The following is a 22,287-nucleotide window of genomic DNA, read 5'->3' as shown; positions in this document are numbered from 1 at the left end:
TAGAAAGTTATAAACCTTTTATGTCATTAAAGACTGCAAAAACTGTCAGGGTCAATAATACCGCTGCGCCTATTGAAGTTAGAAAAGCCTGAGTTCTGGCACTAGGCTCTCTGTGCATAATTGCCTCATAGGCTAAAAATAAAAGCTGACCGCCATCCAAAACAGGAATCGGAATTAAATTCAGGATACCTAAGTTTACACTAATAGCAGCCAAAAAACTTATAAAGATAATCAGGCCAAACTGAGCACTTTCCTGAGCACCTTTTGCAATGGCAATCGGACCGGAAATGTTGTCAGCAGAGATGCTTCCGTTAATCAGCTTATACGCAGACACGACAACCAGCTTTGACATGCTGGCAGCATCTTTTATGGCTTTCCCAAAAGCCTCCACAGGACCATATGATACCATGCGGCTCAGACCTTCAAGAGGTTCCACTTTTGCGGCTATACCTACAAATGGTTTGGCTTTTTTAGCTTTTGAGTTATTTTTTAATTCTGGGACAACGATCGCACTGTATTTTACACCGTCACGCTCAACCACAAGTTCCATTGGTCTGCATTCTGAATCGGCGATGCTTTCCTGAATTCTGAACCAGGAATCAACTTCCTGTCCATCAATCAGTACAATTTTATCACCAACTTTAAGGCCTGCTTTATCTGCAGGAGAATTTTTAACCACTGCCCCTAGGGTATTGGTGATATTTCCAAAACAGATCTTAAGCCCTAAAACATCCAGAGGAGACTCATTACGATTGAGGGTAAAATCCTTTAAAGAAAGCGGCAGTGTACGGGCTGCCCCCTTTCCCATATCAGATTTGACAACAACATCAAGAATCTTGTTGGAACCAGTATATTCAACAAGGGTATATACAAAGTCTGACCAGGTCTCAATGCTCTTGCCTTCAACTGTCTCAATACGGTCGAAAGTCTTAAAGCCAGCTTCCTGAGCGATAGACATAGGAGCAACATCTCCAACCACAGCATAACGCTCGGAAATACCTGACATATTGACGATGGTAAAAAGAATAACAGCCAGAGCAATGTTGAAGAAAGGCCCGGCAAAAATAATAATGGCTCTCTGCCATACAGGCTTTGCCTTAAAGGAATCAGGTGACAGACCTTCATTTGAAGGCATAAGTTTATCACCCTGAGCCGGATTGTTCTCGCCTTCCATCTTAACGTAGCCGCCCAGAGGAATAGCGCTTACAGCATATTCACAGCCATCCTTTCCGGTTTTCTTGTAAATAACAGGACCAAAGCCCAGCGAAAAACGCAGGACCTTAACCTTACAGGCTCGAGCAGCCAGAAAATGACCAAGCTCATGAATGGTAACCAGTATTCCCAGAGCTAGCAGGAAGTAAAAGATACCGCCTATAAAGTTAACCATTAGCCAGCTCCTTAACAGCCTGTATAGCAATCTCTCTTGACTGAGAATCAGCGTTCATAACCTCATCCACAGTCTTAAGTTCTGGTGAACCGAAGGTATTTAAAACCTTCTCCACAACGACTGCGATGTCTGTATATCTGATTTTTTCCTTAAGGAAGGCCTCTACCGCAATTTCATTGGCGGCATTAAGAGCTGTGGTTGCACCCTGTCCACTCACACTTGCCTGCATTGCAAGCTTCAGACAAGGATATCTGTCATAATCAGGAGCTCTGAAGGTAAGCTCTCCCAGCTTTTCAAAATCAAGAGGAGCAACACCGGATTCAATTCTCTCAGGGAATCCCATTGCCACAGCAATTGGAGTTCTCATATCCGGCTGTCCCATCTGGGCCAGAACAGCACCGTCGGTATAGGCAACCATGGAGTGAATAACTGACTGAGGATGAATAACAACCTTGATATCCTCGTCTGTTGCATTGAACAGGTAACGAGCCTCAATAAACTCAAGTCCCTTATTCATCATGGTGGCTGAATCAACAGAGATCTTAGGACCCATTGACCATACTGGATGAGCTACGGCCTGCTTTGGGGTAACTGATGGAAGCTCTGCTAACGGAGTATCTCTGAATGGGCCGCCAGAACCTGTTAAAAGAATCTTTGAAACATTTGCCTTCTTTAAATCACAGAAACCAAGGTTGGTCTGCAACTCATAAGGAAGACACTGGAAAATAGCACTGTGCTCGCTGTCTACAGGAAGAATCTTTGCACCGTATTTCTTGGACTCTTCAAAGAAAATCTTACCAGACATAACCAGAGATTCTTTGTTGGCAAGTGCAACAATACAGCCTGTCTTTACAGCAGCAAGAATTGGCTTGAGTCCTGCAGCACCGACAATTGCGGCTACAACTATCTCTGCAGCACCGTCACCGGATAATTCCTCAACACCCTTCTGACCTTCAAGCACCTCAGCAAACAGATTCTGCTTTTTCAGCTCTTCCTGAAGTTTCTTGCAGGCAAGAGTATCTGCAAGAGCAACTCTCTGTGGCTTAAATTCCCTGATAATCTCAATAGTCTTGTCGACAGATGAATTTGCAACAATTCCGTGCAAACAGAATTCATCCTTGTGTCTTCTGATTACATCAAGAGTTGAGGTTCCGATTGAACCGGTAGCACCTAAAAGAGTAACACTTTTCATACTAACGTAACTCCCCGCTTACCAGCCAGATGACTGTCAGAAATACAGGAATGGCAGCAAGCTGTGAATCAATACGATCAAGCATGCCTCCGTGGCCTGGGAAGATTTTGCCTGAATCCTTGATACCAACGATTCTCTTGAGCATACTCTCCACAAGATCACCGATTACAGAGAACACGATTGCAGCCACACAGGCACAGGTTAAGGCAAACTTGTTGTCTGCGTACTGACCGAACCAGCCCATCTGCATGAAAATGTACATGCCGATTAGTGCGGTAACAAGGCCTCCGATAAGACCTTCAACAGTCTTTTTAGGACTTACATTAGGCAGCATCTTGTGCTTACCCAGGAAATAACCTGTAAAGTAAGCACCGGAATCTGCACACCAGACCAGAGCCATTACACTTAAAACCAGGAATGAGCCTGCAAGATTATTGGTTGCATACTCACTGGCTCTTAAAATCAGGAGTCCCATCAGAAATGGAACCAGAAGCAGAATACCAATAATGGTGTTTAAAATAAGATTCTTATGCCATCCAGTATTATGTGGATATTTTATCAATAAAGGTAAACAGCCTATCCAGACAATCATACCTGCGACAGTGATGTACTGCGCGGTTGAAGGAATGCCTGTATTGATAAAATTTCCAGGATTGCCAACGGCAATAAAGGACAGAACTGCACAGATACATGAAATCAGAATGAAAGGAATTCTGCTCTTGTAGCCTAACAGAGGGCCCATTTCATAAGCACCTACAGCATACATAAACAGACAGCCCATGGCATAAATTGCATAATCAGCCTTAAACAGCCATGCAAGTACGGCCACAATCAGGACAACAGCTGTACAGATTCTTGTTAACATTATTGATTATCCTTTTTTTGTACCTGAGCAGAGGTCATGCCGAAACGACGCTCTCTGCTATTGAAAAAAGTAAAGGCCTGAATTAAATCTTCTTTGCCGAAATCCGGCCACAGAGTATCTGAGAAAAACAGCTCAGCATATGCTGCCTGCCATAACAGGAAATTACTGATTCTCTGCTCCCCGCCGGTTCTGATCATCAGATCAACATCAGAGATGATATCAAGCTGCTCGGTAAACTGCTCTTCAGTTATAGCGTCAATATCCAGTGACTCATCCGAACACGTGTGCATAAGTTTTTTGCATGCCTGAAGGATATCCCAGCGGCCACCATAGTTTGCAGCGATGTTAAGTTTCATGACATCACAGTCTGCAGTTAATTTTTCAAGCTTTTTAATCTGAGTCTGAAGAATTTTTGGAAAACGGGAAATATCGCCAGCAATTCTGGTACGGATTCCGTTATCTAAAAGATTTTTGCTTTCTTTGCGGATAGCCTGGACAAACAGGGTCATAAGGGCGTTAACTTCCATTGAAGGTCGTTTCCAGTTCTCACTAGAAAATGCAAAAAGAGTTAATTCCTTAACTCCCATCTTTGCACACTCAGTGATAACTCGTCTAACAGCATTAGCACCCTCTTGATGACCACTTACTCGCTGTTTTCCGCGAGATTGTGCCCATCGACCATTTCCATCCATAATAATGGCTAAATGACGAGGAGCAGTTAAGCTCCCCGGAGTATTTGGACTAATCGGCATACAGATGAATTAAATTTCCATTAACTCTTTCTGTTTTGCTGCCAGAAGATCATCAGTCTTCTTGATTGAAGCATCAGTTAGCTTCTGGATCTTTTCTTCTGCAGAACGCTGATCATCCTCAGAAATCTCTTTATTCTTCTGAAGGTCTTTTACTTCTGCATTAGCATCACGACGGATGTTACGAATTTCTACCTTTGACTGCTCTACTTCGTTCTTAACGATCTTAACCAGCTCTTTACGACGCTCTTCGGTTAATGGAGGTAGAGGTACACGGATTTCAACACCTGCAACAACAGGATTTAAACCTAATTCTGACTGCTGAATTGCCTTTTCAACTGCCTTGATTGCGTTTCTGTCGAATACGCTTAACTTAAGAGTACGGGCATCTTCAACATTGATCTGTGCTACCTGACGTAATGGGGTCTGGCTGCCGTAGTAATCAACCATAATACCGTCAAGTAAAGCTGGCTGAGCACGTCCGGTACGAATCTTTGATAGGCGTACATCTAAAGACTCAACAGCCTTGTTCATACGAGCTTCTGCATTTTTATGAACGTCATTTAACATTTATATAAACTCCTTAATCGCTAACCACAGTTCCTTCGGCTTCACCAATTGCAGCCTTATCAAATGCACCAGGTTTATTCATAGAGAATACTCTAATTGGCATGTGATGTTCACGTGCTAATGCAAAAGCAGTGAGGTCCATCACTTCTAATTGTTTAGAAATAACCTCATCAAAGGTTAGAGCATCAAACTTGGTAGCACTCTTGTCTTTTACAGGATCTGCCGTGTAAATACCATCAACCTTGGTAGCTTTTAAAACTTCAGAGCATTGAAGTTCAATTGCTCGTAAAACAGCAGCTGTATCAGTTGTAAAGAAAGGAGAACCAGTACCTCCGGCAACAATCAGGCTGTACCCCTGGTTTAGCAGGTCACGACCTTCTGTTGCACTGTACTGAGCCGTAATAGATGGAATTCCATATGCACTCATAAGTACACACTTGCCACCCTGAGACTTTAATTCCTCTCTCATTGCAAGTCCGTTCATGATAGTTGCAAGCATCCCCATCTGGTCGCCTGAAACTCTGTCAAAACCTGCTTTCTGTAATGCAGCTCCGCGGAAAATATTTCCGCCACCAATTACCAATACGGTCTGAACACCCTTTTTCTGAACTTCTCTGATTGCCTTTGCAGTCTGAGATAGAACAGCAGGATCAATTCCAAAACCAGTATCTCCACTTAAGGCTTCACCTGAAATCTTAAGTAGAATTCTACGAACGTTACTTTTCTGCTCCGAAGACATTATTTGTTTACTCCGCCAAATTACTTCTGTGCGGCTGCAACCTGAGCCTGAACCTCAGCTGCGAAATCAACAACCTGCTTCTCGATTCCCTCGCCAACCTCTAGACGAACGAATGAAACAGCGTCAGCGCCCTTCTCTTTCAGCATCTGACCAACGGTAACTTCTGGGTTCATAACGAACTGCTGACCGGTTAGAGAAACTTCACCGGTGAACTTCTTCATACGGCCTTCAACCATCTTCTCAGCGATGTTCTGTGGCTTGCCTGAGTTCATAGCGATCTCGATCTGAACCTGACGCTCGTGCTCAACAACGTCTGCTGATACATCCTCTGGCTTAACGAACTGAGGCTTAGCAGCACATACGTGCATAGCAACGTGCTTAGCAGTCTCGGTATCGCCACCCTTAAGAACAACAGCAACACCGATGCGCTTGTTTGAGTGAACGTATACACCAACAGTCTCATCAGCATTTGCGTTAACTAATGAAACACGACGAACCTGTAGATTCTCACCGATCTTAGCAACTAAAGCAGTTAAACCTTCAGCAACAGTCTGACCATCTAACTGAGCGTTCTTTAAAGCCTCAATGTCAGAAATGCTGTTTGCAAGAGCAACGTCAGCAACCTTCTGAGCAAACTCAACGAACTCTGCATTCTTTGCGCAGAAATCGGTCTCTGAGTTTACTTCAACTAAAGCAATCTTGTTGCCGTTCTGAGCAACAGTGATAACACCTTCAGCAGCAGTACGACCAGCCTTCTTAGCAGCCTTAGCAGCACCGCTCTTACGCATTGCGTCAATAGCAGCCTGCATGTTGCCGTCAGCAGCAACTAAAGCCTTCTTACAGTCCATCATACCTGCGCCAGTAGCGTCACGTAGTTCTTTAACCATAGCAGCGGTTACGGTAGCCATGTTTTATTCCTCTTAAATCTGTAAAAGGCCGGATAAAACCGGCCTTATAAAAGTTCACGTAATCTATGACGCAACCTGCGCCATAGCATCTAGATCTAAATTAAAGATCCAATCAAACTTATTCAGCCTTTGCAGCTTCTTCGCTAGCAGCTTCAGCTACTTCAGCCTTTTCCTGATTTACAACCTGTGAACGAGCAGCGTTGATGGTCTCAACTGCGCCCTTCAGGTATAAGTCAACAGCGCGGATAGCGTCGTCGTTACCAGGAATTACGTAATTTACGCCGTCTGGGTTTGAGTTAGTATCAACGATAGCAACAACTGGAATACCTAGGTTGTTAGCTTCTTTGATAGCGATGTGCTCTACTTCAGCATCGATTACGAATAATGCGTCTGGTAGACCACCCATATCCTTGATACCGCCTAATGAACGGTTTAACTTCTCAAGCTCACGGGTACGTAGTAATGCTTCTTTCTTAGTTAACTTATCGAAAGTGCCATCCTGAGTCTGAGCCTCTAATTCCTTTAGACGCTTGATTGACTGACGAACGGTCTTCCAGTTGGTTAACATACCGCCTAACCAACGGTGATCAACATAGAACTGACCACATGCAGTTGCTGCAGGACCTACTTTATCGCTTGCTGCGCGCTTGGTACCAACAAATAGAACCTTACCCTTGTGAGCAACAGTGCTGCTTAGGAAGTTCAATGCTGACTCGTAGCACTCAACAGTCTTCTCTAGGTTGATGATGTGAATGCCGTTGCGAGCACCAAAGATGTACTGCTTCATTTTAGGATTCCAGTAACGGGTTTGGTGACCGAAGTGAACGCCAGCCTGTAGCATATCGCGCATAGTGATGGTAGACATATTAAATATCCTCTAAATTAGGGTTAAGCCTCCACTGTTCCGCCTGACTAACCATAATAATGGCACCCAGTCATGGACGTTGACAAACAGTGTGCGTTTTCTAAAAAAAATAAAAAATCATACTCACTGAGTATTAATTTACCTTTCATGTACCCACACAAAAGGCACGTTATTTTATCATGTTTTTTTAATTATTTTGTAAATTTTTTATCCTTAAAATTCAAGTCGGTAATCAGCTGTTGCCAATGAAACATTGACAATGCCTCTGGAAACAAAAGAAAAGCCTTTCGGCACATACTAGGATACAGAAGAATCTGCTAACATTCTTATCGAGACAGACAGGAGAAAAAAACATGCTCTACGATAATACAGTTGAAGCAGTCTTTCTTGAACGCCCAAACCGATTTATTGCAAAAGTTCTTTTAAACGGAAAGACAGAAACCGTCCATGTCAAAAATACCGGTCGCTGCAGAGAACTGCTTCTGCCTCACTCTAAAGTTGTACTGACAAAATCAGACAATCCTGAGCGGAAAACTCAGTATGATCTTATTGCCGTTGAAAAAGCAGGACTAGGACTGGTAAATATCGACAGTCAGGCACCAAATCAGGTAATGAAGGAATGGCTTGCAGTAAAATTCGATATGGTAAAGCCAGAATACCGGTACGGCAACTCCAGAATAGACTTCTATCTGGAAAAAGGTTCACAGAAATACCTTGTCGAAGTCAAAGGCTGTACACTTGAAGAGGACTGTATAGGATACTTTCCGGATGCACCTACATTGCGTGGTGTAAAACACATTTATGAACTGATTGAGGCTCAAAAGCATGGATATATGTGTGCTCTAGACTTCGTCATTCAGATGCCCAAGGTTACAGAAGTACGTCCTAACGGAAGGATTCATCCTGAATTTGAAACTGCATTCAGAGCAGCTGTCAAAGCCGGCGTTAAAATCTGGTTTATCGGCTGTTGCGTCACAGAAAACGCCGTAATTCCAGATACAAATCGCATTAAAGTAGAGTTTTAAGCTGAATATGCGATAATACATCGAATAACAAAAAAACAGAAGGTGAACACATGGATATTACCCTATTAGGAACAGGAAATGCCTTTACCACAGAAGTCTACAACACCTGTTTTATTCTGAAGGATTCAAACGGTAATTTTCTGGTAGATGCCGGCGGTGGAAATACCATCATGCGTCAGTTAAAACATACCGGAACCGACTGGAAAGAGGTTAACGATATATTTGTTACCCACACTCATATTGATCATATTATCGGTATGGTCTGGCTGAGCAGACTTATCTGTCAGAAATCACGAGAGAAAACCTTTGACGGCGTTGTTCGTGTGTACGGTCATGATGAAGTAATCAAAACCATCTATGAGCTTGCCAAGATGCTGCTTTTAGAAAAGGATTTTAAATTCGTCGGCAAATCCCTGCAGCTGATTCCTGTTACAGACAGAGAAACTGTAAAAATCTGCAACCACGATGTTACTTTCTTTGATATCCACTCAACCAAGACCAAGCAGTTCGGCTTTGCACTTGACGGAAAGAAACTGGTCTGCTGCGGTGACGAGCCTTGCAACGACTCGATAAAGGACATGGCAAGAGATGCAGAATGGCTGATGCACGAAGCTTTCTGTCTGTATTCTCAAGCAGATATCTTCAAGCCATATGAAAAACACCATTCCACAGTTAAGGATGCCTGTGAACTGGCTACTGAACTGAATGTAAAGAACATCATTCTCTACCACACTGAAGAGAAGAATATCAAAAACAGAAAAGAACTTTATCTAGAGGAAGGAAGACACTATTTCAATGGAAATATCTTTGTTCCAGAAGATCTTGAAACAATTACTATCTAGAATTTCCTTCTGAAAAAGCCTTTAGATTTAAAGGCTTTTTTATTTTCTTTATGATTTACTGATTAACAGACTTTTTCGACAAGGTTTCCTAAAGAAACAATTTCACAGCTCTTTTTGGCAAAGCCGATACCGATTCCATAGACCTTCTTATATCTTCTGGATATAAATTTTGAGGCATAATCCTTTTGGATTATCTGCTTAGTTGCAGTCTGAGCTGCATCATAGCAGTCTTCAAGTTTTTCTGTCTTTTTCAGCTCTAAGATGCAGGCTGTTTTGTTATCAAAGCTATCAATGACAATATCTGAAAAACCGGTTCCTGTTTCGATTTCCTCGTGATACTCAAAATTTTTTGTTGCTGCTGCCAACCCAAGAATGCCAATCATGAAACCATGGTAGTAGAGCTCATCTCCGGTATTTCTGATACTTAAAAACTCTTTTAGCATGGAGCTGATTAAAGCCTGTGCTTCATCAGTCTTATTTGCCATGAGTAAATCCACAAGACTTAGCGTCTGATTGTACCAGTATGGATTATTCTCTCCAAAAAGAAGCTCTCGCTTCTTGTTAAAACAGTACAGAACTTCCTGATTTGGAATTCTTAAAGTAACCTTATCGATTGTATCTGAACATTCTGCAAAAGTTACATATCCTGTATGCAGCATCAGTGTCATAAATACATCAAAGCTTACTCCAACTCTTAAGTCAGGACAGGTAGTAAATTCCATTAAACTGATATCAACATTCTCACCTTCCATCAGTTTTTGCAGTTTATCTATATTCTCTGCATTGTGGGCTTCCATACTGTTGTCAGTAAACATAGTGATAAGGTCGTTGCCGCTGGTATTAACCCAGAATTGCTGAGGTTTGTCAGTAGAGCCGTGAAGAGCTTCATCACAGTAGCTAATAAGACTCCATGGACAATAGATATGTTTCTTGCCGAATCTGTAGCCGTCATACCATTCCTTAACATCATTTTCCTTATCAGAAAGTCCACAGTCATCCAGAAGTTTATGAGTTTCATCCTTTGTGAAGCCAAAGAAACCGGTATATGGTTCTCTGTTCATGCCATAGGTTGTAAAGTTATTGGCATCGGTAAACACACTCTGATGAGCTATGCTAAGACAACCTGAGACAATTCCCTTGTATAACCATGGATCTGGATTTTGCTTGAATGTGGAAACACTAATCTGTTTGATGATATCTAGCATATCATCATAGTAAGGTTCTTTAGCTATTACAGCTTTCTGCAGAGGAACATCGTACTCATCAATTATTACCAGAACTTTTTTTTGGTACTCTTTAAACAGCATCTCTGCAAGAGTAGAAAGAAAAGAACCGCAGATTTGTTTCGCCTCTGCAAGATATTCTGGTTTGAAAAGCTTTGTGTTTTTAGTAGTACTGAAGTTATAAATATACGAAAAAGCTTCTATCTGTTCTTTGGTCTGTAACTTGCTTTCTCTTAAAAAAATAAACTTCTCGTAAAGGCTTGATATCTTAAGGAGAATTTTTGAAACAGCCTCGTAAAAGTAACTTCCTTCAACCCCTCTAAAGGAAATACTAATAACAGGAAACTCTCCCATAACCTTTTCTCGGAGTTCTTTATATTCATCAGTAGCAACTGCTAAATTTCTACCATTATCAATAAAGAGTTTCTGTTGATATGATTTATCTCCAGGATTCTGATAGTTAAGCTCACAGAATTCCTTAATCATATTCATGTTTAGTGTTTTACCAAATCTGCGAGGACGAATAAAAAGAGCATTCATGACTTCTGATGTACTCATGAAAAGTTCTTTTAAATATGATGTTTTATCAATGTAATAAGTCTTTTTTTCGATGATTGTTGAAAAATCTTCTACTCCGGTTAAAAACAAAACATCTTTACTCATAATCGCCTCTTAACAGTTCCTATAAGGATTTTAGCATAGGAAAGAATAATTAAAGATATGCTATAGCAAAAAGCTGTAATTACCACATAACACAGAATTCCAAAAGGTTCTCATCCGTTTTACAACAGACGGCGCCTATTACTTTTACTACAAAATATATTATCTAGATATGTTTTCTAAATCAAAAACAGACTGATACAGCTGCGATTTTTGCTCAATAGACGCCTTATTTCATGCATACCGATGCAAATAATAATATAATGAACCGAATATTTAATAAGGAATCAACAATGAACATCTCTTTAAAAAGTCCAAGCGAAATTGAAAAAATGCGCATTGTAGGCGCAGCAACTGCCCGTGTTCTTGAAATGATCGAACCATATATTGTTCCAGGTGTAACCACTGATGAACTGGACAAGATTATGAATGACTACATTGAGCAGGTTGAACATGCCAAAAGCGCAGATTTGGGATACCAGGGTTATCCTAAAGCTACCTGTATCAGTATCAATGAGGTAGTCTGCCACGGAATTCCAGGCAGCCACAAATTAAGAGAAGGTGACATCGTAAACATTGATGTTACAGTTCTAAAAGACAAGTACCACGGTGACAGCTCAAGAATGTACATTGTCGGTAAGACCTCACCTAGAAACGAAGCCCTATGCAGATGTGCCCAGGAAGGTATGTATGAGGCAATTAAGACTGTTCGTCCTGGCTCAAATCTTGCTGATATCGGTGCGGCAATTCAGAAAGTTGCCGACAAGGCAGGATTCTCAATTGTTAGAGACTACTGCGGTCATGGTATCGGTGCAGGCTTCCATGAGGAGCCTCAGGTAGTTCACTACAAGAACAACTACAACCTGCTTTTAGAAGAGGGCATGTGCTTTACCATCGAACCGATGATTAATGCCGGAACTCACAAAGTCAAGGTAAACAGAAAAGACGGATGGACAGTTACAACTGCTGACAAGCAGCCTTCAGCACAGTATGAGCATACTCTTTTGGTTATTCCAAACGGTGTTGAAGTTCTGACCTTAAGAAAGGATGAGGATTTCCCAAGAATAATTACTCACTAGCAAGTAGACTGTAATGTTCGAATCAATAACTATTCCAAGAAAAATCAATGAAGAAAAACTTAAGGAAGTTTTTCCGTTTTCATTCTCCGGCTTAAATATTCATGACATAAAAAAAGCCCGAGAAAGAATCTCCCTTTTTGAACTCTATCAGAGAGAGTGTTTCAAAAAAGGATTTGATGTCAGAGAAATAATCAGAAATTCATCAGATATCATTGATGAACTGATGACTATTCTTTGGAATAGTTTTATTGGAGAGAACTCCTCTCACCTTGCTCTTATCGCCGTTGGCGGCTACGGCAGACGTGAACAGTTTTTAAGATCAGACATCGATCTTTTGATCCTCTGTAATGAAGATCAGATTGATGCTGAATCCAAAGGCAGAATAGAGTCTTTTGTTTCTTTTCTCTGGGACTTAAGACTTGATATCGGCTCTTCAGTTAGAACCATCAAGGAAACGGTTGTTGCCTCCAGAAACGATATCACCATTCGCTCCAACCTTCTTGAAACTCACTTTATTGCAGGATCTGCAGAAGTTTACGATGATCTGAAAAAATCTGTAGATACAGACGGGGTCTGGGATAACGAGAAGTTTTTCCTGGCTAAATATGATGAGCAGAATGAAAGATACCACAGTTTCAGAGATACCATCTTTTCTTTAGAACCTGATATCAAGAATAATCCAGGCGGACTTCGTGATCTTCAGGTGATGCAGTGGCTATCTCTAAAGATTCTTAAGGCCAAAGAAACAGATACCCTGTTCTCTGTCGGTCTGCTGTCAAAATCTGAGTATGACGAGTATCTTGCCTGTCAGAGATTTCTCTTTGATGTAAGATATGCGGTTCACTGCAACTCCAACAGCAATATACTGAGACTGGATTTTCAGAAAACCGTCTCCTCTATGCTTGGATACGGTGAAGAAGGCAATACCCCGGTTGAAGCCATGATGAGAGATCTGTACAGGACCTTCCATCGTGTAAAGGAACTCAATCATATTGTTCTGCAGCTGATCCAGCTTCAGACCCATGGCTATGTAGGCAAAGACTATTCTGAACCGGTCTTTATTAACAGGGACTTTGTTCAGCGAGGTCACTACATAGATGTTCTTGACCCTGAGCTTTTCAAAAGCGATCCAACCAAGATCATGGATCTGTTTGTAACTATTGCCACAAGACCAAACATCGAAAAAATTCATGTAAACTGTCTTCGTGCTCTAAGAGAAGGCAGACGAGAACTCAAGGAACCTCTGATTACCTTTCCTGAGTGCCGCTATCGTCTTAAAACCATTCTTTCAATGACCGACAGTGCCTATAAGATTCTTAATCTTATGCATGAAACACGTGTACTCTCAAGCTATATGCCTCAGTGGGCAAGAATTGAGGGACTAGCCCAGTTTGATCGTTTCCACCTCTTCAGTGTGGATGAGCACTCTATTCGTGTTATCAAGAATGTTAATGAGCTGTCCCAATCAAAACTTCCAGAATACCAGCTCTTCAGAAGCGTCTACAAGAGGATCAATGATCACGAGCTGCTAATCACCGCAGCCCTTCTTCACGATATCGCCAAAGGTCGTGGCGGAAGCCATGCAGCTAAGGGAGCAAAAGAAGCAGAACAGTTCTGTCGTCTGCATGATTTTTCCGAGTATCAGACACAGATGGTAAGATGGCTGGTAGAATCACATCTGCAGCTGAATACTACAGCAACCCGTCGTGATATTACGGATATTGAGGTCATCAAGAATTTCTGCTATTTCGTCAAAGACGAAGAGCATCTGAACCAACTCTACTGTCTGACTGTTGCTGATATCTCCGCAACCAATGAGAATGTTTGGAATTCCTGGAAGGATAACATCTTCAGACAGCTTTATCAGTCTGTAAGATTTGCCCTGAGTCAGGAAAGCTCAGATATTGCTGCAAGCATTAAAACCAAGGCTTTGGAAAAACAGAAGACTGTTATGTCTCTGCTGCAGGAAGACTGCAACAAGGCAGCTCTCCTAAGATATATAAGACAGCTGCCTATCGAATACTTCATGCATTATCAGCCTGAGGATATCTCCTGGCACTTAAAGAATATCATAAGATATGATTCAGAAAATAAGCCTTTACTGCTGTTTTCACAGAATCCAAATATCGGTACGGAACTGTTCGTATATTCTTACAGCAATTCAGCAATGCTCTTTGGCAACATTGCCAAAACCATGGCCTCAAAACAGCTTAATGTTGTAAGTGCACAGGTGTTCCTGACAAACAATATGCATGTTCTCTACACCTTTATGTTCCAGAATAAACAGGGAATGCCGATAGACACCGAAAGACTGAATGGTCTTAGAAAGACAATTCTCAGCAGAATAGATGAGAAATCTACAGAATTTATCCTACCTAAAGAAAAGACCGAGAGAAAAATTTTCGACGTGCCAACAACAATCGTATACCTTGATTCTGAAAACGATAAACAGACAAAACTTGAAATTTCTACTCTAGACAGAAACGGTCTGCTTGCAAGAATTGCTCTGACCTTTGCAAGACTCGGATATCAGATCAGCGCCGCCAGAATTACCACTACCGGTGAGAGAGCAGATGACTACTTTGCTATCACCGATATCAACGGACTTCCGCTTTCATTATCTCAGAAGAATGAGCTTTCATTAGAGCTGAAAGCTGCGCTGGATATAATCTAAAATGACTAAGCTCATAATGAACAGACTGTCCACTGATATTTACGATTACGCAAAGTGTATTTTGAATTTCAGAACTGATTATGCTCATTAAAATCATATCAATTTACAAATTTTGATATACTTCTGAACAAAAACAGAAAGATTCTTTTTGTCAGACTGAGCTTTTTTTCGCAATAAACACTTTGCTATTTTTACCATATTAAATACCATAAGATCAATTAGCATACGCGTGAACAGTATTGCTTCGATTACGGACTATAAAGGCAAAATAGAGCACACTATGAGTTCTATTAATTTAGAAAGACTTCCATTAGCTAGTACCGGATTTGTAAATTTAAGAGAAGCAAACAAGATTTACGTTGATAAAACTGAGCTTATTTATAAACTAACACGCTATGATAGCGCACCTATATTTTTATCAAGACCTCGTCGTTTTGGTAAATCTCTTTTAGTCTCCACCTTTGAGGCCTTGTTCTCAAGAGGACTTGAAGACTTCCATGGACTTGCAATTGAAAAATTATGGAAAGCTGACAAAGAGAAAAAAAGCTACAAAGTTCTGCATTTGGATTTTTCAGAATTCTATGATTTAAACGGAATAGAATTAAATAGAAGAATTTGCAGATATCTAGTCCACAAACTTTCAAATTATGTGGACATAAAAGTTTCAGATGATCAGGGACGAGATTACGGATGTGAGGAACTTTTACGAATAATAAGCGAAGACGAAAAATTTGAATCAAAAACTATTGTTCTTTTAATTGATGAATACGACGCACCGATAGTGCATGCAATGAATAATCCAAAGTTATTATCCGAAATAACAGGAGTTCTTGGACGATTCTTTGCAGCTATTAAAAGTTGTGAGAAAATCTTCCGTTTCGTTTTCATTACAGGTATAACTCGATTATCAACCGTTCACCTTTTATCACCTGCTAATAATCAAAATGATATTTCCTTTGCCCCTCAGTATGCATCACTTGTCGGAATCACAGAAAAAGAATTGCATTATTATTTTGAGCCTTTCATCGTAAATGCATCTGAAGTTCTTGGGATCAGCCCAGAAGAAACATATACAAAACTGAAAACCACATACAACGGTTTTCAGTTTGCAATTGAAGCCAAAGAAACCGTCTACAATCCATGGTCCATACTTTCCTTCTTAAGCAAACCTCATCTTGGTTTTAAGAATTACTGGTTTGAAAGTAATGGAGGAACACCTTCTCTACTTGTAAATCACTTAAAGCAAAAATATCTAGAAACACAGTTTTTAGAAAAAACTAAAAAAGACAATAACGTTTCAACAATAGAACTTGAGCAAAAATCAGATATTAATCGTATACCACTAGATATACTCTTATATCAAACAGGATATTACACGCTAAGAAATATTGGCACACCAGATTTTGCTAAATTGGAGTATCCTAATGAGGAGGTTGAATCTTCAATTATTCAGCTTAAGGAAGTTGTCGGCAACTTCAGAATAAGTGCTGATACAAGTGTTGCTTTAAATCAGAATCTAATTAAATATGTCGATGAAAAGAATCTAGAAGGAATTAGAAAACTTTTCAACTCAATTCTAACTGACTGTCTTGGGCCTAGTACAATAGTGTTCAATTCAGAAACTGACGTGAGAGATATTATTTATTCACACATCAATTTAATTGGTCTTTTAAAAAGTAAAGAGCAGGAGAATCTTTATGGTTATTCAGATCTTGAACTGAAAACTCCCAAAACAAGACTAGTAATTGAATTTAAAAGGATAAAAAAAGATAAACTAGAACCAAAAGCCAGAGAAAAAGCGAAGGCTCAGATAAAAGAAAAAGCCTATGGAGAAGATCCTTACAATCACACCCACGTAAGAGCCTCTATGATCATTTCTTCAGAACAAAAGAAAATAATTAAAGTGGAACTAGTTTAAAAGCAAGAAAAGCTTACTCAGGAATGATGATGTCATCATCGATGATGTCCTCGTCCTGCTCAGGTTCAATTACATCAGGAGTGGTAAGTTTATTCTGCTCAAGAGTAAAACGCTTACCAGCTGAATCTGTACCTTCGAATTCCTCATCATCACTCAGCTGAGGGAATTCTTCCCTGTCATAAGGGAAATTCAGAATTGCATTGGTCTGTACCACGCAGGCAATAGCCTTTGCAAATTCAGCCCTCCATAGAGGAATAACGTTTCTCTGTACAAGATCTTTCAGATACTCTTCAAGATTGTGGTAGTAATCAAGCCACAGCGCATTTAGAGCATTAAGTTTACTGCCATCCTTATCAGACGCATTGGTTATTGAATCAAGACGGTTGTTAAACTCTTTGGTATAAGTGCTGTATGCCTTGTGCTGCTCATAACCGCAGATATCAGCATCACGGCTGGAGATACACTCACGCAGAAGGAAATAGTCACCAAAACCGTACAGTTTAAACAGAGACATAATCGTCAGTGCCAGATTAGCCTGTGGATGTTCACCAACAGCATCATCAATACCATCAGTGTAGAACTGGGAGGCTGCCCAGTTAGAGGCAAACTTGTTCCATGAGTCCACAACATTCTGATACAGTTTACTGTTCAGAGGAGAAGTTCTCATATAATCATTGAAGCCTTTGATGCAGTCTTCAGAGGCAAAGAAGAACTGATCACCGCCGCTTCCTTCAAAGAAAGAACACTGAGTTTCAAGAGGCTCAGAGGTTGCAGTTCTGCCGTTGGTTCCCTGCCTGAACATATTCTCAGGAAGAATCTTAAGACCGGTTGGCTTTCCAGCAAGGTTCCAGACTCTAAGCATCATTTCTCTGTAAACAACGGGTCTTACGGCCTGTGCCTGATGAATTGAAGGCAGAGCTGATACCAGCTGACGATAGAAATCCTGCCAGGTTTTAAGAGCTTTCTCTACTGCATTGACAGCAGATACAGAACCTTTAACTCTTCTATAAAGCACGGATGAATACTTCAAAAGCTCCATCTCATATCTGTTATCAATGTCATATATCAGTGTCGTTGGATCATCTGTATACTTCTTTACAGAATAGTAGCTGCTTGGAAATTCTCTGATGTGATTTTTTCCTACCAGAGAATAGAGGATCAGATACCATTCCTTGTCACTGGCAGTTACAGGAAGGTCTAACGCTGAATAAGGACATAAAGCTACAGCTTCATTCCAGTTCTTAACGTACTGCTGGAATATTGAATTCTTATCCTTAAAAATCTTATAAACATAAGAAAGAGGACCTACACCTTCCTTCTTATAGAATCTGTCCAGGGCAAGCTTACAGGATTTTGTCGGGTTGAATTTATAGTAGCCAGGCATTACTGCAGTAGTGCAGAGCTCATCAATATCATCAATCTGAACACTTCTATACTGATCTCTTGGCCATAACAGAGATGACAGTAGAGGGTAATTACATTTAAATCCATTGCCAAGACAAAGAGCCGTACATTCAGAAGCAACGTTTCTGATTGTCATATCCGCACCATGCATGTTTACTTCTATATTGGCAGGAATCCTGAGGTAATCAGCATCATCCTTATCAAAAGATAAAGTCATCTTTGTGGAATCAGGAATGGACAGCATCAGACTTTCATCAATCTGAATATCCATACTGTTGCCAGAAACTTCAGCATAAGCTTCAACCTCGTTATCATCAGTCTTGATAATTACTTTGATAACTGAGTCTGAATCAAGTTTTTCAGGAAGTAAAAGAGTAAAGCGATAGGAATTAGTAGAATCTTTAGTACAGAGCACAGCCTGTAGCTGAGTATTTCCTTCAGTATTGATAAATGCACTTACCTCAGTTTCATTATTTGGATAGGTTAACTCACCAGCTTCCCAGATATTAGCTGCCTGAGAGATCTGGACAGTTCCTGTCAACAATAGAAAAGATAAGTAAGAAAGAAACCTCATATTTATATGTATTTGCTTTAGTTTTTAATGTTCAGCAGAGATTATATTACTATTGAAAACGTTTATGTACCTTAATCAAAAAAAAATCCCTTTTTGGTGATTGGAAACAATGAACAGCCTATGTTTAGTATAAGAAAAAGCTGATTTTTCAGCAGGATGAATTGTTGTATAAATAGTTATACATGTAGTTAATTTTTAATAGAGTACCTCTCAATCTTTTATTAGATAACTCAGATCAAAAAGACATCATCACGTCCCTGGGCTAAAGATTTAATATCATCAGTAAAACCGTTGATACTGAATATAACGTAAATTGTCTTTCTCGAAGCCTTATGCCAATCAATAAAAGCAGTTTTCTGCTCAAGTTGATACAATATATTCGATCCAACAGGCCCCTTCCAGAATTTACATTCACCAACAACCAGTAAATCATCCTTCTCTGAAAGACCTACAACATCTATCTCATGAGAGTTATCCCACCAGCGTCCAACTCTCTCTAATATACCTGGAAGTAATCCTTTTGCAGATAGAGTCCATAACTTTTCCTGGCAGATCTGTTCATAAACATAACTTACATGGCCATCTACAAAATTTTTGGAAAGAAGGTTTAAAACAACATCACTATGAGACATTTCTAAATAACTACGGTTTGGATAAATAAACTTAAACCAGAATCGTAAGAAATTATCTCGTATCTGATACTGACCTTTTTTGCTTTTATCAGGATTCTTTTCAGTAACAGGAACTTCTCTTTCCAAAAGGTCGAGATCAATAAGCACATTTAAATAACGAGGAAGATTCGTCTGTTTCTGTTGAACCAATCCTGCTATATTGGAAATTTTATGATTTCCTTCCGCTATAACTCTTAAAATCGAAAAATAGCTACCAATATCGCTTACTTCCTTCTGTAAAAGAAAATTTGGCTCATCAAACAAAAAGCTTGAAACATTCAATAAGCTATTTTTAATAGCATTCTGTAAGTCAGAGGAATTTTGAAACATTTCAATATATTTTGGGACACCACCTGTGAGGCTATAACGTTTTACAAGTTCCTCTTCAGAATAGTTGTTGTCAAAAAACTCTTTATAATATTCAAAGTTGATAGGACGAAGGCGAATTTGTGCAGTTCTTCTTCCGTACAGAGGAGCATCATAATTAAGAGTTTGGGACATCATCATTGAAACTAAAGAGCCACACAAAATGACCATAACGTTTTCTTTTGATAAAAGATTATCCCATACACGTTGAAATACAGACAAAAATGCAGAATTATTCTTTCCAATATATTGAAACTCGTCAACTACTATTACAATTCTATGTGAATTAGAAGACGAAACTAACTTTTCAAATATCAAATCCCAACGCTCTACTACAGCTTCTCGTAAAAGTTCATCATTTAGATAATCAGCAACCTGTCTTTTAAAAGCCTCACGATTCATCGCTTCAGACTCTTCGGTTGCTAGAAAATATATTGCGGATTTATCCTTAATAAAATGTCGTATTAGCTCAGTCTTACCAACTCTTCTGCGACCATAAACTACAACGAAAGATGCCCCATCTCTTCTATATTCATTATCCAAAGTAGCCATTTCGTTCAGTCTATCAACGAATTTCATAGAGCACCTCTTAAATAATATATCTATAATTATTATATTTTAGAATATAATATTTTCAAGTATAATATTTCAAAATATAATATTAAATCAAATAAACTAAAGGCCCAGGATTTTTACCCCTGGGCCTTTGTTCAAATTGCTTTAATGCAACTGTGATTATTAACCACCGAAGTTATCGAATAGGATATTCTCGTCTTCAACACCCAGTGAATGTAACATATCAACAGCTGACTTAGACATCATTGGAGGTCCGCACATGTAGTACTCACAATCCTCAGGATTCTTGTGATCACGTAAGTACTGCTCATACAGAACGTTAGCAATAAAGCCTGTTAAACCAGTCCAGTGATCTTCTGGCTGTGGATCAGACAGAGCTAAATGCCATGTGAAGTTTGGATGTTCCTTAGCTAACTGATCAAACTCGTCAGCATAGAAAACTTCGTTCAATGAACGTGCACCATACCAGAATGACATCTTGCGCTTTGAATTCAATCTCTTTAACTGATCGAAAATGTGTGAACGCATAGGAGCCATACCAGCACCACCACCGATGAATACCATTTCATTGTCGGTATCGCGAGCGAAGAACTCACCGAATGGACCAGAAATAGTAACCTTATCACCAGGCTTCAAGCTCCAGATGTATGAAGACATGATTCCTGGAGGAGCTGATGGATTGCCAAATGGAGGTGTAGCAATACGAACATTCAGCATGATCAGACCTTTCTCACCTGGGTAGTTAGCCATTGAGTAAGCTCTGATGGTTGGAGTATCAACATTTGAAACCAGCTTATCAAAACCGAAGTGTTTGAAAGCACCGATGAACTGAGGCTCAATATCGAAATCTGCATACTTAACAGTATGAGCAGGAGCTTCGATCTGAATATAACCACCAGCACGGAATGGAACTTCCTCACCCTCTGGAATACGTAAGCGTAGCTCTTTAATGAAGGTAGCAACGTTGTGGTTAGAAATAACCTCACATTCCCACTTCTTAACACCGAATACCTCAGGAGGTAGAGCAATCTTACAGTCATTCTTAACTGTAACCTGACATGCTAAACGCCAGCCTTCCTTAATCTCCTTCTTTGAGAAGTGAGAATACTCGATAGGAAGAACGTTGCCGCCACCTTCAGTAACTCTTACTTTACACTGACCGCAAGCACCACGACCACCACATGCAGAAGAAACGAAAATGCCCTTCTCAGATAGATCGTTTAGAAGCTTACCGCCTGCTGGACACTTCATGTCCAGCTTTGGATCGTCATTAACACCAATGGTGATGTCACCTGACTGAACTAGGAACTTTCTTGCAACAAGAATCAATGCTACCAGGATAACTACGATAGCAACGAACATTGCAACACCAGAAACGATAGTAAACATGAATCCCCCTTATAACTGAATACCAGAGAAGGACATGAAGGCAACAGCCATCAGACCTGCTGTGATAAAGGTTAGAGGTAATCCACGCAGACCACCTGGTGCATTAGCATACTTCAGCTTCTCGTTAATAGCAGCTAAGATGATAATTGCAAGGGCCCATGAGGAACCGGAACCTAAAGCGTATACAACTGACTCGGTGAAGGTATATTCACGCTGTACCATGAATGATACACCTGCGAAGATAACGCAGTTTACGGTAATCAGAGGCAGGAAGATACCCAGAGCAGCGTACAGTGAAGGTACGTATTTATCCAGAAAGATTTCCAGAATCTGAACCAGAGCTGCGATAACACCGATGTAGGTAATGAAGCTTAGGAATGAAAGATCAAGACCAGCAACAAGTGCATCTGGCTTTAGGATGTATGTATTGATTAAGTTATTAACAGGAACTGCTAACAGCTGAACCATAATAACGGCTGCACCTAAACCTGCAGATGTTGTAACTTTCTTGGAAACGGCCAAGAAGGTACACATACCCAGGAAGAATGCCAGAGCCATGTTTTCAATGAAAACACTCTTAATAAAGAGGGATAGATAATGTTCTAACATTA

The 22,287-nt window shown here is 40.2% G+C and carries 18 protein-coding genes; 5 read left to right on the top strand and 13 right to left on the bottom strand.

Going from position 1 to position 22,287, the window contains the following annotated elements:
• Window positions 1-7: 7 nt before the first annotated feature.
• The 8 genes from rseP to rpsB form a co-directional block, all read right to left on the bottom strand.
• The gene (gene rseP, locus QZU45_RS00255; RefSeq protein WP_295350134.1) at window positions 8-1,387 is read right to left on the bottom strand and encodes an RIP metalloprotease RseP; all 1,380 of its coding nucleotides are present in this window, start codon (window positions 1,385-1,387) and stop codon (window positions 8-10) included.
• Window positions 1,380-2,579 (bottom strand): 1-deoxy-D-xylulose-5-phosphate reductoisomerase, encoded by a 1,200-nt coding sequence (gene ispC, locus QZU45_RS00250; RefSeq protein WP_295350130.1) that lies wholly within the window; start codon window positions 2,577-2,579, stop codon window positions 1,380-1,382. Before ispC ends, rseP begins: the two co-directional genes overlap by 8 nt.
• Before the next feature lies 1 nt (window position 2,580).
• Window positions 2,581-3,444: a phosphatidate cytidylyltransferase gene (locus QZU45_RS00245; RefSeq protein WP_295350128.1), complete on the bottom strand. Its 864-nt coding sequence runs from the start codon at window positions 3,442-3,444 to the stop codon at window positions 2,581-2,583.
• Window positions 3,444-4,196, bottom strand: coding sequence for a polyprenyl diphosphate synthase (uppS, locus tag QZU45_RS00240; RefSeq protein WP_295350125.1), 753 nt, complete (start codon window positions 4,194-4,196; stop codon window positions 3,444-3,446). The genes QZU45_RS00245 and uppS overlap by 1 nt, the downstream gene beginning before the upstream one ends.
• 9 nt (window positions 4,197-4,205) lie before the next feature.
• Window positions 4,206-4,763, bottom strand: coding sequence for a ribosome recycling factor (gene frr, locus QZU45_RS00235; protein ID WP_074841165.1), 558 nt, complete (start codon window positions 4,761-4,763; stop codon window positions 4,206-4,208).
• Window positions 4,764-4,776: 13 nt separating this feature from the next.
• A complete protein-coding gene (gene pyrH / locus QZU45_RS00230; protein WP_074841164.1) occupies window positions 4,777-5,502 on the bottom strand; it encodes a UMP kinase in 726 nt (241 codons plus the stop codon).
• A gap of 20 nt (window positions 5,503-5,522) precedes the next feature.
• The gene (gene tsf, locus QZU45_RS00225; RefSeq protein WP_295350121.1) at window positions 5,523-6,410 is read right to left on the bottom strand and encodes a translation elongation factor Ts; all 888 of its coding nucleotides are present in this window, start codon (window positions 6,408-6,410) and stop codon (window positions 5,523-5,525) included.
• Window positions 6,411-6,528: 118 nt separating this feature from the next.
• Window positions 6,529-7,275, bottom strand: a complete 747-nt coding sequence (gene rpsB / locus QZU45_RS00220; protein WP_295350118.1) for a 30S ribosomal protein S2 — start codon at window positions 7,273-7,275, stop codon at window positions 6,529-6,531.
• 353 nt (window positions 7,276-7,628) lie between these two features.
• On the opposite strand from rpsB, the gene sfsA reads away from it, so the two are divergent.
• Window positions 7,629-8,300, top strand: coding sequence for a DNA/RNA nuclease SfsA (sfsA, locus tag QZU45_RS00215; protein ID WP_295350116.1), 672 nt, complete (start codon window positions 7,629-7,631; stop codon window positions 8,298-8,300).
• 50 nt (window positions 8,301-8,350) lie between these two features.
• Complete coding sequence (locus tag QZU45_RS00210) at window positions 8,351-9,142, top strand: MBL fold metallo-hydrolase (RefSeq protein WP_295350114.1); 792 nt, start codon at window positions 8,351-8,353, stop codon at window positions 9,140-9,142.
• Between the two features lie 62 nt (window positions 9,143-9,204).
• Here QZU45_RS00210 and QZU45_RS00205 read toward each other — a convergent pair whose 3' ends face one another.
• Entirely contained in the window at window positions 9,205-11,028 is a 1,824-nt protein-coding gene (locus QZU45_RS00205; RefSeq protein WP_295350112.1) for an AAA family ATPase, read from the bottom strand.
• Window positions 11,029-11,318: 290 nt separating this feature from the next.
• Here QZU45_RS00205 and map point away from each other — a divergent pair, with 290 nt between their 5' ends.
• The 3 genes from map to QZU45_RS00190 all read left to right on the top strand — a co-directional run bounded on the left by map (window position 11,319) and on the right by QZU45_RS00190 (window position 16,696).
• Window positions 11,319-12,104 (top strand): type I methionyl aminopeptidase, encoded by a 786-nt coding sequence (gene map, locus QZU45_RS00200; RefSeq protein ID WP_295350110.1) that lies wholly within the window; start codon window positions 11,319-11,321, stop codon window positions 12,102-12,104.
• A gap of 13 nt (window positions 12,105-12,117) precedes the next feature.
• The gene (gene glnD, locus QZU45_RS00195; protein WP_295350108.1) at window positions 12,118-14,778 is read left to right on the top strand and encodes a [protein-PII] uridylyltransferase; all 2,661 of its coding nucleotides are present in this window, start codon (window positions 12,118-12,120) and stop codon (window positions 14,776-14,778) included.
• Window positions 14,779-15,058: 280 nt separating this feature from the next.
• Window positions 15,059-16,696: an AAA family ATPase gene (locus tag QZU45_RS00190; protein ID WP_295350106.1), complete on the top strand. Its 1,638-nt coding sequence runs from the start codon at window positions 15,059-15,061 to the stop codon at window positions 16,694-16,696.
• Window positions 16,697-16,709: 13 nt separating this feature from the next.
• On the opposite strand, the gene QZU45_RS00185 is transcribed toward QZU45_RS00190, so the two are convergent.
• The 4 genes from QZU45_RS00185 to nqrE form a co-directional block, all read right to left on the bottom strand.
• Window positions 16,710-18,641: a hypothetical protein gene (locus QZU45_RS00185; protein WP_295350103.1), complete on the bottom strand. Its 1,932-nt coding sequence runs from the start codon at window positions 18,639-18,641 to the stop codon at window positions 16,710-16,712.
• 263 nt (window positions 18,642-18,904) lie between these two features.
• Window positions 18,905-20,290, bottom strand: coding sequence for an ATP-binding protein (locus QZU45_RS00180; RefSeq protein ID WP_295350100.1), 1,386 nt, complete (start codon window positions 20,288-20,290; stop codon window positions 18,905-18,907).
• A 159-nt stretch (window positions 20,291-20,449) separates the two neighbouring features.
• Entirely contained in the window at window positions 20,450-21,676 is a 1,227-nt protein-coding gene (gene nqrF / locus QZU45_RS00175; RefSeq protein WP_295350097.1) for an NADH:ubiquinone reductase (Na(+)-transporting) subunit F, read from the bottom strand.
• Window positions 21,677-21,685: 9 nt separating this feature from the next.
• A complete protein-coding gene (nqrE, locus tag QZU45_RS00170; protein WP_295350094.1) occupies window positions 21,686-22,285 on the bottom strand; it encodes an NADH:ubiquinone reductase (Na(+)-transporting) subunit E in 600 nt (199 codons plus the stop codon).
• Window positions 22,286-22,287 lie beyond the last annotated feature (2 nt).

This window comes from uncultured Succinivibrio sp. (assembly GCF_902756765.1).
GTDB lineage: Bacteria > Pseudomonadota > Gammaproteobacteria > Enterobacterales > Succinivibrionaceae > Succinivibrio.
This window is presented reverse-complemented; position numbering and strand designations above follow the sequence as displayed.